The organism is Streptomyces sp. NPDC058620 (assembly GCF_042717135.1).
In the GTDB taxonomy this organism is placed as follows: Bacteria; Actinomycetota; Actinomycetes; order Streptomycetales; family Streptomycetaceae; genus Streptomyces.
In genome coordinates, this window is sequence record NZ_JBHXQO010000010.1 from 97,033 (window position 1) to 109,621 (window position 12,589).

The 12,589-nt window shown below is 70.8% G+C and carries 12 protein-coding genes and 1 pseudogene; 11 read left to right on the top strand and 2 right to left on the bottom strand.

Going from position 1 to position 12,589, the window contains the following annotated elements:
- The first annotated feature begins 297 nt into the window (after nucleotides 1-297).
- Nucleotides 298-429 carry a hypothetical protein gene (locus tag ACFWSK_RS13365; protein WP_383784347.1) on the top strand — a complete coding sequence of 44 codons (132 nt, stop codon included), beginning with the start codon at nucleotides 298-300 and terminating at the stop codon, nucleotides 427-429.
- Here the strand turns inward: ACFWSK_RS13365 and ACFWSK_RS13370 are convergent.
- Nucleotides 426-1,925 carry a recombinase family protein gene (locus ACFWSK_RS13370; RefSeq protein WP_383784350.1) on the bottom strand — a complete coding sequence of 500 codons (1,500 nt, stop codon included), beginning with the start codon at nucleotides 1,923-1,925 and terminating at the stop codon, nucleotides 426-428. The two genes, ACFWSK_RS13365 and ACFWSK_RS13370, sit on opposite strands and share 4 nt — an antisense overlap.
- Before the next feature lie 27 nt (nucleotides 1,926-1,952).
- Here ACFWSK_RS13370 and ACFWSK_RS13375 point away from each other — a divergent pair.
- From ACFWSK_RS13375 to ACFWSK_RS13400, 6 genes and pseudogenes are all read left to right on the top strand, one after another.
- Nucleotides 1,953-2,294, top strand: a pseudogene (locus tag ACFWSK_RS13375) (ATPase, T2SS/T4P/T4SS family); the annotation flags it as partial.
- Nucleotides 2,295-2,317: 23 nt separating this feature from the next.
- Nucleotides 2,318-3,154: a type II secretion system F family protein gene (locus ACFWSK_RS13380; protein ID WP_383784530.1), complete on the top strand. Its 837-nt coding sequence runs from the start codon at nucleotides 2,318-2,320 to the stop codon at nucleotides 3,152-3,154.
- Nucleotides 3,151-3,942, top strand: coding sequence for a type II secretion system F family protein (locus tag ACFWSK_RS13385; RefSeq protein WP_383784352.1), 792 nt, complete (start codon nucleotides 3,151-3,153; stop codon nucleotides 3,940-3,942). Before ACFWSK_RS13380 ends, ACFWSK_RS13385 begins: the two co-directional genes overlap by 4 nt.
- A gap of 76 nt (nucleotides 3,943-4,018) precedes the next feature.
- Entirely contained in the window at nucleotides 4,019-4,255 is a 237-nt protein-coding gene (locus tag ACFWSK_RS13390) for a DUF4244 domain-containing protein (protein ID WP_383784355.1), read from the top strand.
- A complete protein-coding gene (locus tag ACFWSK_RS13395; protein ID WP_383784358.1) occupies nucleotides 4,242-4,643 on the top strand; it encodes a TadE family type IV pilus minor pilin in 402 nt (133 codons plus the stop codon). Before ACFWSK_RS13390 ends, ACFWSK_RS13395 begins: the two co-directional genes overlap by 14 nt.
- The gene (locus tag ACFWSK_RS13400; RefSeq protein ID WP_383784361.1) at nucleotides 4,640-5,077 is read left to right on the top strand and encodes an Rv3654c family TadE-like protein; all 438 of its coding nucleotides are present in this window, start codon (nucleotides 4,640-4,642) and stop codon (nucleotides 5,075-5,077) included. Before ACFWSK_RS13395 ends, ACFWSK_RS13400 begins: the two co-directional genes overlap by 4 nt.
- A 49-nt stretch (nucleotides 5,078-5,126) precedes the next feature.
- Here ACFWSK_RS13400 and ACFWSK_RS13405 read toward each other — a convergent pair whose 3' ends face one another.
- Nucleotides 5,127-7,601 carry a DEAD/DEAH box helicase gene (locus ACFWSK_RS13405; RefSeq protein WP_383784363.1) on the bottom strand — a complete coding sequence of 825 codons (2,475 nt, stop codon included), beginning with the start codon at nucleotides 7,599-7,601 and terminating at the stop codon, nucleotides 5,127-5,129.
- 78 nt (nucleotides 7,602-7,679) lie between these two features.
- Here ACFWSK_RS13405 and ACFWSK_RS13410 point away from each other — a divergent pair, with 78 nt between their 5' ends.
- The 4 genes from ACFWSK_RS13410 to ACFWSK_RS13425 all read left to right on the top strand — a co-directional run bounded on the left by ACFWSK_RS13410 (nucleotide 7,680) and on the right by ACFWSK_RS13425 (nucleotide 12,465).
- Nucleotides 7,680-8,033, top strand: coding sequence for an STAS domain-containing protein (locus ACFWSK_RS13410; protein ID WP_003967428.1), 354 nt, complete (start codon nucleotides 7,680-7,682; stop codon nucleotides 8,031-8,033).
- A gap of 204 nt (nucleotides 8,034-8,237) precedes the next feature.
- Entirely contained in the window at nucleotides 8,238-8,705 is a 468-nt protein-coding gene (locus ACFWSK_RS13415; RefSeq protein ID WP_383784365.1) for an ATP-binding protein, read from the top strand.
- Between the two features lie 406 nt (nucleotides 8,706-9,111).
- The gene (locus ACFWSK_RS13420; RefSeq protein WP_383784368.1) at nucleotides 9,112-11,562 is read left to right on the top strand and encodes a sodium-translocating pyrophosphatase; all 2,451 of its coding nucleotides are present in this window, start codon (nucleotides 9,112-9,114) and stop codon (nucleotides 11,560-11,562) included.
- Between the two features lie 294 nt (nucleotides 11,563-11,856).
- Nucleotides 11,857-12,465, top strand: coding sequence for a small secreted protein (locus ACFWSK_RS13425; RefSeq protein ID WP_383784370.1), 609 nt, complete (start codon nucleotides 11,857-11,859; stop codon nucleotides 12,463-12,465).
- The last annotated feature ends 124 nt before the right edge of the window (nucleotides 12,466-12,589 follow it).

Sequence of the window (12,589 nt, forward strand, 5' to 3'; positions counted from 1 at the left end):
GCCGCCCAGATCCATTTCCAGATCGTCCCCGTGGATCAGCTCCCACCTGGAAAGAGCTGCGCCCTGGCGGAGACGGAAGGACGAATCGTCGCTAGCCTCGGCGCCGGCCACGCCAGCAGTGCACTCTGCGAAGAGCTCACGTTCCTCCATCGAGTCGTGACCGAGCAGGGCCGGTGGATCCAGACGCCACCCACAACCACCGATCGAATCGAACAGCCGGTTGAAGGGCGATGCCTGGCCCGCGTGTCCTGGGAACGAGTTGGCGCCAGCATCCTCCCCCACGTCCTCGTTGCTCCCGTGGAGCGCAAAGGCGTACTCATCTGGCTCCTGCACGAGGACCATGCGTCTGCCCAGCTCTGCTCCGAGATGACCGCGTACGCGGAACGCATCGCCGGGGACGGGCTCTGGCGCCAGCGGTGGCCTTCCTAGGCTCCCTGCTTCCCTGCTCCCGTCGGCCGATCCGTCCGAGCCCGGACCACGCGTACCGCGTCGGTGTCGAAACCGGGGCCGCGCAGAGTCGTCGGGAGCAGGACCACGCCGTAAAGCGCCCGCACGGTGGCTGAGCGGACGTCTACGGGCGTCGCCTCCCACTGCGCCGGGGTGATGCCAGCCATCCGGCCGAGCAAGCGGTGCGTGGCCGACGAGGCGAGCTGGTCCCGAGCCGCCCGGATCTTGGTGTCGAACGAGGCCAGCGCCGTGAACGCCAGGGCCGCATCCACATCAGGATTGTTGGCGAGGTCCTCGAGCTGGCGGCGTACCGCCGCCCGCCGCTGCTCCAGGGCGGCGATCTCCTGTGCGAGCCCCGGGTCCTCGGCCGTCGCGGTGAGCTCCGCGACGAACCGCGGGTCGTTCAACAGTGCCACTGCCTGACCGCTCACATACGCGTCCACGTGTTCCACGCTCCGCCCCACCTTGCGGCACGTGTGGCAGTGGTAGATCCGCGCGGTCTTGCGGTTACGGCCGCCAGTGGGCTTGGCGCGCACGTAGCCGCCACAGAAGCAGCACTGGGCACCGCCGACACCGGACAGCAGGTATCGGCGCTCCCTGCCCGCATAGGGGGACGCCTCGGCACTGGCGCGGTAGTACAGGCGGACGCTCTCCCACGTCTCGCGGGGCAGGATCCCGTCCCAGGCCGCCTCGTACAGCTCGCCCTCGTGCTCGATGAGGCCGACCACTCGGGGCGACAGCAGCAGGTTCCGGAGCGACTTCTCCGTCCATGGGTTGCCCTCGGTGGTGGTGCAGAAAGTGTTCATCCACCGAATGACACCGGACTGACCCTGCCCGGCCAGGAGGCGGTCCGCCGCGTCCGCCAGGATGCGGGCCTCCTCGGGGACATGCTGCGTCATGTCGTACCGCGGGACCTGGACCTCGTTGCCGTCACGGTCAACCTTCGTGCGGGTCCCGATCTGCACGCCGAACCCGAACGCCCTCCGGCCTCCGTTCTGCGTCAGACCACGTTCCCTGCGGCTGGTCAGTGCGCGTCGAACACGGCGCGACGTGTTGTCGGACTCCCGGCATGCCTGAGCAGCTTCGATGCGCAGGATGAACCGGTCATCAGGGGAGTCCAGGTCACGGGTCCCGGACGGGCTGGCGATTCTCATCCCCCGGCTGTCGGAGATCCCGATCAACTTCTCGAGGTCGTACGGCTGCCTGATCAGCCGGTCGCCGTGGTAGACCAGCAGCCCATCGATCTCGCGGTTGTCGACACAGCGCAACATGCGGTCCCACTGCGGCCGTGAGCGGTTCCTTTGCCAGGCCGAACGGCTGTTGTCCGGGAAGATGTGCGCCTCGCTGATCTGCCAGCCAAGGCGCTCAGCAAGGGCCCGGCAGTCGGCCTCCTGGCGCTCGACCTTCTCGAGCGACCCGTCCGGGGCGTACGACAAGCGGCAGTAGATCCCGGCTCGTTGCGGCGGCTTCAGCATCATGGTGGGAGTGTAGGTGTCCTGCGGATAGTTAGGGAGTTGCTGGCAGCGCTCAACACCGGGCACGAGGGCGGGTGCGGCACGGTGCACGCCAACGCCGCCGAACACGTCCCGGCCCGTCTCGAAGCCCTGGGGACGGCTGCGGGCCTCGACCGGACGGCCTTGCACAGCCAGTTGGCGGCCGCGCTGTCGGTGGTGGTCCATCTGGTGCGGGACCGGAGCGGGCAGCGGAGGCTCGCCGAGGTGCACGTCCTGGAACGGGACGCGGCGGGGCTGGTGGTGACGGTGCCCGCGCTGCGCTGGGGCGCCGACGGATTCGTACGGGAGCGGGGCTGGGAGCGGCTGAGCTCGTTGATCGGAGGTGCGCTGTGACAGGCGTGGGGTCGGGGTACGCGATGTGTGCGACGGCGGTGTGCGCCGGGCTTGCGGCCTGGACGGCCGTGCAGCGCGATCCGGCGCCGCGTCGGGCGCGCGTGCTGTTCGTGGACGCGGCGCCGCAGCCGAATCGGCTGGGCGCGTACTGCTCGGCGATGCCTCTGTTCTTCCGTGGGCGGCGCGAGTGGCTGTGTGCCCCGGCGGCGGTCTTGCTCGCTGTGCTGGGCGATTCGGTGCTGCCGTTGGTCGCGGGGGCCGTGGCGGTGCCGTTGGTGCGCCGGTGGCTGCGGGTGCGGTCCCGGCAGCGGGAGCGGGAGCGCGCGGCGGATGGGGTGATGGCGCTGTGCGGTGCGGTGGTGGGGGAGCTTCGGGCGGGGCGTGAGCCGGGGCAGGCGTTGCTGGTGGCTGCTCGTGACTCGGCAGAGGCGCTGGGCGGGGCAGAGGCCGCTGTGCTGGCGGCCGCGCGCTTCGGCGGAGACGTGCCGGGTGCGCTGCGGCGGGCGGCGGATGTGCCGGGGCGTGAAGGGCTCGCCGGAGTGGCGGCGTGCTGGCGGGTCGCGGTGGACGGCGGGGCGGGGCTCGCGGCCGGACTCGACCGGCTGGAGGGCGCGTTACGGGCGGACAGGCGCCGGCGGGAGGAGTTGCGGGCCCAGTTGGCGGGCGCCTGGTCGACGGTCGTGGTGCTGGCGCTGCTGCCGGTGGCGGGGCTGGGGCTGGGTGCCGCACTGGGAGCAGACCCCTTGCGGGTGCTGCTGCACAGTCCGGCCGGGCTGGCCTGTCTGGCGGCTGGAGGGCTGCTGGAGACGGCGGGCCTGGTGTGGGCCCGGCGGATTGTCAGGGCGGGTGAGGCAGGGTGAGCGGGGCAGCAGGGGGCGTCGTCCACAGCCTGGGGGTGGTCGGGGCGGCGGTGTGCACGGTCGCGTACGTGGCCCTCGCCATCGTCGGGCGGCGGCGGGAGCGCGCGGTGCTCAGACGCGGGGCGCTGCTGCTGGCGGTCGGGGCGGGGAAGCGGCGGCGGTGGCGGCCGGGAATCGATGCCGGTGTGCGGAAGTGTGCGGGGCCGGCGGGGGCAGCAGCGGTCGGCTGGGTGCTGGTCGGCGGGCTGCCGGGCTGTGGGGCTGCGGCGGCCGCGGCGTACGGGACATGGCGCTGGCAGCGATCCCGGAAGGCGCGTGATGCGGGCGCTGGGGATGTGGACGCGGCTGCGGCGGGGCAGCTTCCGCTCGTAGCCGACCTCTTGGCGGCCTGTCTTTCTGCCGGGGCCGGTCCCAGGGAGGCGGCGGAGGCGGTGGGCGAGTCCATGGGCGGCCCGGTCGGTGACCGGCTGGCCAGGGCGGCGGCGGAGATCCGACTCGGCGGGGAACCGGCCGACGCGTGGGGGCGGTTCGCGGAAATACCGGGTGCGGGCCCGCTGGCCCGCTGCCTGGACCGGGCCGGTTCGACCGGCGCGCCGGCGGCCGAACCGGTCGCCCGGCTGGCGCAAGCCATGCGCGCCGAACGGTCGAGTGCGGCCGTGGCTCGCGCCCAGCGCGCCGGCGTGCTGATCACCGCACCGGTCGGGCTGTGCTTTCTGCCCGCCTTCCTGGCGATCGGGGTGGCGCCCGTGGTGGTCGGGCTGGCGACCGGACTGCTGACCGCCGGCTGACACGAGAGCGGCGAGGGTTCGAGTGCGGTCACCCGTCGCCGAACAGAAAATCGACAAATCTATTTCGGGGGTTGAAATGAGCGGGAATGTCTTGGAGCGGGCGCTGGGTTCGGTGCGCCGGGTGTGGGCTGGTGGACGGGGGCGGCTGGTCAGGTTCGGCCGGTCGGACCGTGGGATGACGACGTCCGAGTACGCCGTGGGCACCATCGCGGCGTGCGGATTCGCCGCGGTGCTCTACAAGGTCGTGACGAGCGGACCCGTGCTTTCGGCGATGCAGTCGCTGATCAAGGACGCGCTCGATGCGAAGTTCTGAGACCAGGAAGGAGAGCCGGGCGCGTCCTCCTGACCATCCCGGCCGGGACCGGGGTGCCGTGACGGCGGAGGCGGCGATGGTCATTCCCGCCCTTGTCGCCTTCGCGCTGATCCTCGTCTGGGCCCTGGTGGCCGCGGCCGCCCAGATCCGGTGTGTGGACGCGGCACGGGCGGGGGCGCGGGCAGCGGCCCGTTCGGAGCCGGCCTCGGCGGTGCTGGACGCGGCGCGGTCGGCGGCGCCCGGGGAGGCGCGGGTCGACGTGGAGCGGTCCGGGGAGCTGTGGCGGGTCCGCGTGGAGGCACCGGCACCCGGACCGGGCCCACTGGCGCTCACGCTGAGCGCCGAGGCGGCCGCGCTGGCCGAGGACGTGGTGGGGGTGGAGCCGTGAGGGGGCCGTGGCGGAGGCGGGGGCCGAGGACCGGGATCGGGGCGGGTGATCGCGGGCTGGCGACCGTGTGGGTGGCGATGACCACGGCCACCCTGTGTGCGGTGTTTGCGGTGGTGCTCGCCCTGGGGCAGGCCGTGGCGGCCCGGCACCGGGCCGGCGGCGCGGCGGACCTGGCGGCCCTCGCGGCGGCCGACCGCGCTCTTCAGGGCCCGGCAGCCGCGTGTGAGGCGGCCGGGCGGGTGGCCAGGGCACAGGAGGCGGAGGTGGTGCGGTGCGCCGTGCAGGGGGAGATCGCCGACGTGACGGCCCGCGCCCGCTTCGGCCCGTACGAACCGGCGGTCAGGTCCCGTGCGGGTCCCCCGGGCGGGGTGCGGCCCGGGAACGCGGGGGAGCCCCCGGCTGCTGCGCGGCTTCCGACGCGAGGAGGCCCGTAGCCCGGCAGCGCCGCCGGACCGGGGCGGACGCGGGGGAGGCGTCGCCCACTTACGCCTTCTGTGGGGCTTCCGGGTCCGGGGGAGCGGTGCGCAGGAGTTCGGTGAGGAGGCGTACGGCGCCTCGTTTGTGCAGGGGCTCGTTCCCGTTGCCGCACTTGGGGGACTGGATGCACGACGGACAGCCCGCGTCGCACTCGCAGGACGCGATGGCCTCGCGGGTCGCCGTCAGCCACGTCCGGGCCGTGTGGAAGGCCCGCTCGGCGAAGCCGGCGCCACCCGGGTGACCGTCGTAGACGAACACGGTGGGCAGCAATGTGTCCGGGTGGAGGGGTACGGAGACCCCGCCGATGTCCCAGCGGTCGCAGGTGGCGAAGAGCGGGAGCATCCCGATGGACGCGTGTTCGGCGGCGTGCAGCGCGCCGCCGAGGATCTCCGGATTGATCCGGGCGGCATCGAGCTGGTCCTCGGTGACCGTCCACCACACGGCGCGCGTTCGCAGGGTGCGGGGTGGGAGGTCGAGCTTGGTCTCGCCCATCACCTCCCCGGTCATCACCCTGCGGCGAAGGAAGGAGACGACCTGGTTGGTGACCTCGACGGAGCCGTAGCAGAGCCGCCCGTCACCCCACGGGATCTCGGTGTCGGTCTCCAGCACGGAGATGGCGGTGGTGTCGCGGGCGGTGGTCGAGTACGGCGGGCTCGCCTCCTCGACGAGGGCCACCGAGTCCTCCAGGTCCAGCTTCCGCACCAGGTAGGTGCGGCCCTGGTGGAGGTGGACGGCGCCCTCGTGGACGGCGGTGTGCGCGGCCGACTCGTCGACGGTGCCGAGCAGACGCCCGGTGCCCTCCTCGACGATCTGGACCGGACGGCCGCCCTCGCCCCGGATGTCCGTGAGGTCGGCTGCCCGCTCCCGGCGGGTCCAGTGCCAGCCCGACGGCCGCCTGCGCAGCAGTTTCGCGGCCTCCAGCTGAGGCAGCAGCTCGGGCACCGCCGGGCCGAACAGCGCGATGTCGGACTCGGTGAGGGGCAGCTCGGCGGCTGCCGCGCACAGGTGGGGGGCGAGGACGTACGGGTTGTCCGGGTCCAGGACGGTCGACTCCACGGGCTGCTGGAACAGCGCCTCGGGGTGGTGGACCAGATACGTGTCCAGGGGGTCGTCCCGGGCGACCAGGACGGCGAGCGCCCCCTGGCCCGAGCGTCCGGCACGGCCCGCCTGCTGCCACAGGGAGGCCCGGGTGCCCGGGTAACCGGCGATGACGACGGCGTCCAGGCCCGAGACGTCGATGCCCAGTTCCAGGGCGGTGGTGGCGGCGAGGCCGAGGAGCTCGCCGGAGTGCAGGGCCCGTTCCAGGGCGCGGCGCTCCTCCGGGAGGTATCCACCGCGATAGGCGGCGACGCGCTTGGGCAGCGAGGCGTCCACCTCGGCCAGGCGTTCTTTGGCGATCACGGAGATGAGCTCGGCGCCGCGCCGGGAGCGTACGAAGGCGACCGAGCGGACGCCCTGAAGGGTCAGGTCGGTGAGGAGGTCGGCCGTCTCCGCCGTGGCCGTACGACGTACCGGGGCGCCCTTCTCGCCGTGGAGTTCGGTCAGCGGGGGTTCCCAGAGGGCGAAGACCAGTTCGCCCCGGGGCGAGGCGTCGTCGGCGACCTCCTTGACGGGGAGGCCGGTCAGGCGGCCTGCCGCGACCGAGGGGTCCGCCGCGGTGGCGGAGGCGAGGAGGAAGACCGGGTCGGAGCCGTAGCGGGCGCACAGGCGGCGCAGGCGCCGCAGCACCTGGGCGACGTGGGAGCCGAAGACGCCCCGGTAGGTGTGGCACTCGTCGATGACGACGAAGCGCAGGGCGCGCAGGAACGAGGACCAGCGGGGATGGGAGGGCAGGATTCCGCGGTGCAGCATGTCGGGGTTGGTCAGGACGTAGTTGGCGTACTGACGTACCCATTCGCGTTCCTCGACAGGGGTGTCCCCGTCGTACACCGCGGGCCGGACCGCGGGGCCCAGGGGCGCCGCGAGTTCCTTCACGGACCGCCGCTGGTCGGCGGCGAGGGCCTTGGTGGGGGCGAGATACAGGGCGGTCGCCCCGCGCCCGTTCGGGGCCTCCGAGCCGTCGAGGAGGGCGCTGAGCACCGGCGCGAGGTAGGCGAGCGACTTGCCGGACGCGGTGCCGGTGGCGATCACGACGGATTCGCCGTCCAGGGCGTACTCGGCGGCGGCGGCCTGATGCGCCCACGGATGGGCGATTCCGGCGCGCTGAATCGCCGCGACAATTTCTGGGCGGATGCGATCCGGCCAGATGGCATGGGTTCCCGCTCGCGGGGGCAAGTGCTCCGTATGAGTGATGCGCGCGGACCGGCTCGCCCCTGCGGCGAGCCGGTCGAGGACCATGGAGGGAGAGGGGCGGGAGCCCCCGCTCTCGGGCGGTCGACTGGGGCGGTGATTCTTGGCCATCGGCACCGAGTGTGTCACTGGCGTGGCGGACAATGGTCCCAAGGCGTCGTGCATGGCTGCTGGTAAGTGATTGAATGCCATCGCGGCTGGCGATCCGTCCCCTGGCTCCGTCGGGGAGACCGAGGGGCGACCGCTCGATAGCAAGGTGCTGGAGGATCCGTGGACCTGTCCTTGTCGACTCGCAATGTGTCCGGCCCTGGTGGCGACCGTACGGTCGTCGAGGTCGGTGGCGAGATTGATGTGTATACCGCGCCCAAGCTGCGCGAGCAGTTGGTCGAGTTGGTGAATGACGGCAGCTACCACCTGGTTGTCGACATGGAAGGCGTCGACTTCCTCGACTCCACCGGTCTCGGCGTGCTCGTGGGTGGCTTGAAGCGTGTCCGGGCCCATGAGGGCTCGTTGCGCCTGGTCTGTAACCAGGAGCGCATTCTCAAGATCTTCCGGATCACAGGTCTGACCAAGGTGTTTCCCATTCACACCACGGTCGACGAGGCTGTCGCTGCCACCGACTGACGTCGGAGCGGGCCGGCCTCATCTGGCCGGCCGGCAGGCAGTGAACAGCCCGGCACGCGGCAGCAGGCAGGCCGCGTCGAGCAGGTGGTCGGCCTTTGGCCGGCTGCCGGCTTTGTCGGCTCTTCCGGAGGTTCGAGAGCAGGGGTACCGGGCGACACGCCCGGGGCCTCTGAGAAGCACGCCCATACGTTCGAGGGGGATCACATGGCCACCGTTGAACTCCGCTTCAGCGCTCAGCCCGAACATGTCAGGACGGCACGCCTTGTGGCAGCCGCCGTGGCGCGCCGGGCACGGGTCGACGAGGCGTTGCTCGACGAGGTCAGACTCGCCGTGGGCGAGGCGTGCAGCCGTGCGGTCGGACTGCACCGCAGTCATGGCATCACCGCCCCGGTGACGGTCGTGCTGATCGAGGAGGAGAAGGCTTTCTCCATCGAGGTCGCCGACGAGGTCCCCGGCCCCGGCAGTGAGGCCCGTGCCACGGCCGGATCGTCCGACGCCGCGCCCGGCGGGCCGATCGGCTCGATGGATTCCGAGACCGACGGTGAGGGCGAGGACGAGATGGGCCTCGCGGTCATCAGCGGTCTGGTCGACGACATGGAAGTCAGGTCGGGCGCGAACGGCGGAGTGATCCGCATGACCTGGCCGACGAAGTCCGCGGCGACGGTCGCCTGAACCACCGCACCGGCTCCCTCGGGGGCGCGACGTGACCGCACCTGTGGGTACGCGTGATCGAAACGTCGGATGCGCATGATCGAACCTGAATATGCCGTTCCGGCTTCCCGTGCTCGCGGGAGCGCGTGTTCGAACCCGATTACCGAGCCGTTCCGGTTCGATTTACCTTCCGGGTGTGCGTGATCCATTTTTTGGGCCCTGCTGAGCAGGGCCCTTTCCGTTTCCGCTTGATCAGCGATCTCCCGGCAATGCTTCTGCCCCGTTACTGCATTCGGGCGGAAACAAGGGTGAGATCATTTGTCGATTGAGGGACTAAGGTCAATTCCATTACGCACCCACTGTTTTGATCAGGTTCTGCTCCCTACAATCCGTCCACGTCTTGAGCGCTGAGCGTCAAGGAGGACGTATGGCGGGGTTCTTCAACACACCACTGGCAGAACTGACGCAGTTTTCCGCACCTTCCGATCGTCCCACCTCACTCGCGGCCGCGGTTCTCACCGACGACAACCGGCTGATCATCATCGTTGTCGCGGTCGTCGCCGTCGCCGCACTGGTCGTGGCCCAGCTGCTGGTACGCCAGGTCCTGGCGGCCGGCGAGGGCACCGAGCGCATGAAGGAAATCGCGGCAGCCGTCCAGGAGGGCGCGAATGCGTATCTGGCGCGGCAACTGCGTACCGTCGGCATCTTCGCCGTCGTCGTGTTCTTCCTGCTTCTGCTGTTGCCGGCCGACAACTGGTCGCAGCGCGCGGGACGCTCGTTGTTCTTCCTGGTGGGTGCGCTTTTCTCGGCGGCCACCGGATACATCGGCATGCGCCTCGCCGTACGCAGCAATGTGCGGGTCGCCGCAGCCGCGCGTGAGGCGACTCCGGAAGAGGGCGAACCGGAAAAGGATCTCACCGCCGTTTCGCACAAAGCGATGAAGATCGCTTTCCGTACGGGGGGCGTGGTCGGCATGATCACGGTGGGCCTCGGCCTGCTCGGTGCCTCCAGCGTCGTCCTCGTGTACGCCGCCGACGCGCCCAAGGTTCTGGAGGGGTTCGGCCTGGGCGCCGCGCTGATCGCCATGTTCATGAGGGTCGGCGGCGGCATCTTCACCAAGGCGGCCGATGTGGGCGCCGACCTCGTCGGCAAGGTGGAACAGGGCATCCCGGAGGACGATCCGCGCAACGCCGCCACCATCGCCGACAACGTGGGCGACAACGTCGGGGACTGCGCGGGCATGGCGGCCGACCTGTTCGAGTCGTATGCCGTGACGCTCGTCGCCGCACTCATCCTCGGCTCGGCCGCCTTCGGGAACTCCGGACTGGCCTTCCCCCTGATCGTGCCGGCGATCGGCGTGGTCACCGCGATGATCGGCATCTTCGCGGTCGCCCCGCGGCGCGCCGACCGCAGCGGGATGACCGCGATCAACCGCGGGTTCTTCATCTCCGCGGTGATCTCGCTCGTCCTGGTGGCGGTGGCGGTCTTCGTCTACCTCCCGTCCTCGTACGCCGAACTGGACGGCGTCACCGACAGCACCATCGCCTCGAACAGCGGCGATCCCCGGATCTTCGCCCTGGTCGCGGTCGCCATCGGCATCGTGCTCGCCGCGCTGATCCAGCAGCTCACCGGCTACTTCACCGAAACCAGCCGCCGCCCGGTCAGGGACATCGGAAAGTCCTCGCTGACCGGTCCGGCGACCGTGGTGCTCGCCGGAATCTCCATCGGGCTGGAGTCCGCCGTCTACACCGCGCTGCTGATCGGCCTCGGCGTCTACGGGGCGTTCCTGCTCGGCGGTACGTCGGTGATGCTGGCGCTCTTCGCGGTGGCGCTCGCCGGTACCGGCCTGCTCACCACCGTCGGTGTCATCGTCGCCATGGACACCTTCGGACCGGTTTCCGACAACGCGCAGGGCATCGCCGAGATGTCGGGCGACGTCCAGGGCGCCGGCGCCCAGGTGCTCACCGACCTGGACGCCGTCGGCAACACCACCAAGGCGATCACCAAGGGCATCGCCATCGCCACCGCCGTCCTGGCGGCGGCGGCACTCTTCGGTTCGTACCGTGACGCGATCGCCACGGCGGTCGAGGACGTGGGGGCCGGAGCGGGTGAGCTGGGGCTGAGCCTGGACATCTCGCAGCCCAACAACCTGGTCGGGCTGATCCTCGGAGCGGCGGTCGTCTTCCTCTTCTCCGGTCTGGCCATCAACGCGGTGTCCCGGTCCGCCGGGGCCGTGGTCTACGAGGTGCGGCGGCAGTTCCGCGAGCACCCCGGGATCATGGACTACACCGAGAAGCCGGAGTACGGGCGCGTCGTCGACATCTGCACCAAGGACGCGTTGCGCGAACTGGCCACGCCCGGACTGCTCGCCGTGCTGGCGCCGATCGCGGTCGGCTTCAGTCTCGGTGTGGGGGCGCTCGGCTCGTATCTCGCGGGCGCGATCGCGACCGGGACGCTCATGGCCGTCTTCCTCGCCAACTCCGGTGGCGCGTGGGACAACGCCAAGAAGCTCGTCGAGGACGGTCATTACGGGGGCAAGGGAAGCGACGCCCATGCCGCGACCGTCATCGGGGACACGGTCGGGGATCCGTTCAAGGACACGGCCGGACCGGCGATCAACCCGCTCCTCAAGGTGATGAACCTGGTGGCGCTGCTCATCGCTCCGGCGGTCGTGCAGTTCAGTTACGGGGAGGACGCGAGCGCCGGTGTGCGGGCGGTGGTGGCGGGGTTCGCCATCGTGGTCATCGTCGGGGCGGTGTACGTGTCCAAGCGGCGCGGGATCGCCATGGGTGACGAAGACGGTCCCGGGGCCGGAGGGGGCGACGGGGGCGACGGCGGCCGTCCCGCCAAGTCACCCGATCCGGCAGCCATTTCCTGATCAGGAGAGGTCGGCCTCGTGTTACCCGGAAGGGCATCGGAGGCCGTAGTGCGAGTACAAGCGGCGGGCGGGCGCACCCTTCTGAGGGAACGTCCGCCCGCCGTGCTGCGCGGCGCTTCATCCGAAACGGTGAGTTTCCGCACGTGTGATCGGGCGTTTGGGTGAGTTGTATCTCCCTCATTTCCCTTGGTGCAAATGGCTGCAAAAGACCGTAGATCCGACGCCCGGCGCCAGAATGTCGCCCACTTGGCGTGTAAGTTCCGGGGCCGAGAGCCTTGGAAGGGACCCAATCCGGTGAACAAGAAGCTTGCAGCCGCACTGTCCGGCGGTGCGGTACTCGTACTGACGCTGTCGGGCTGCAGCGACGACAGCGACGACAAGGTCAACGACTGGGCCAAGGAGGTCTGCGACCAGGTCCAGCCCCAGCTGCAGAAGATCGCGGACGCCAACGCCGACATCCAGCGGCAGACCGCGGACAACAGCAAGCCGGCCGACGTCCAGGCGACCGACTCGGCCGCCTTCCAGCAGATCTCGCAGGCGTACAAGGCGCTGGGCACAGCCGTGGACTCGGCGGGCCCGCCGCCCGTCGAGGACGGCGAAACCACGCAGAAGGAGGCCGTGAAGGAGCTCAACGCCTCCTCCGCCGCCTACGCCGAGCTGAAGACGAAGGTCGACGCCCTCAACACGAAGGACCAGGCGAAGTTCGCCGACGGCCTCAAGGACATCGCCGACGAGCTGAACCAGATCAGCACCAGTGGCGACCAGGCGCTGAAGAAGCTTCAGTCCGGTGAGGTCGGCACCGCGATGGCCAAGCAGAAGGGCTGCCAGAAGCCGACGGCCTCCTCCTCGCCGTCCGCCGCGCCCCCGGCGTCGCCGTCCGCCTCGGCGAGCAAGAAGGCGTAACCACCACGGCGAGCGAAATGGCGTAACCACCACAGCGAGCCCGGCGGCTCCCGGCCCTCCCGGTCGCGGGAGAGCCGCGGAGGAGCCGGTGGACCGCCCGTCAGCGGCCCGGTCGCCCTCAATG

Excerpts from the sequence above, each read along its gene's own strand:
- ACFWSK_RS13370 (WP_383784350.1), bottom strand. The coding sequence starts at position 1,925 with ATGATGCTGAAGCCGCCGCAACGAGCCGGGATCTACTGCCGCTTGTCG.
- ACFWSK_RS13390 (WP_383784355.1), top strand. The coding sequence starts at position 4,019 with ATGAGCGGGAATGTCTTGGAGCGGGCGCTGGGTTCGGTGCGCCGGGTG.
- ACFWSK_RS13405 (WP_383784363.1), bottom strand. The coding sequence starts at position 7,601 with ATGGCATTCAATCACTTACCAGCAGCCATGCACGACGCCTTGGGACCA.
- ACFWSK_RS13420 (WP_383784368.1), top strand. The coding sequence starts at position 9,112 with ATGGCGGGGTTCTTCAACACACCACTGGCAGAACTGACGCAGTTTTCC.
- ACFWSK_RS13380 (WP_383784530.1), top strand. The coding sequence starts at position 2,318 with ATGTGTGCGACGGCGGTGTGCGCCGGGCTTGCGGCCTGGACGGCCGTG.
- ACFWSK_RS13415 (WP_383784365.1), top strand. The coding sequence starts at position 8,238 with ATGGCCACCGTTGAACTCCGCTTCAGCGCTCAGCCCGAACATGTCAGG.
- ACFWSK_RS13395 (WP_383784358.1), top strand. The coding sequence starts at position 4,242 with ATGCGAAGTTCTGAGACCAGGAAGGAGAGCCGGGCGCGTCCTCCTGAC.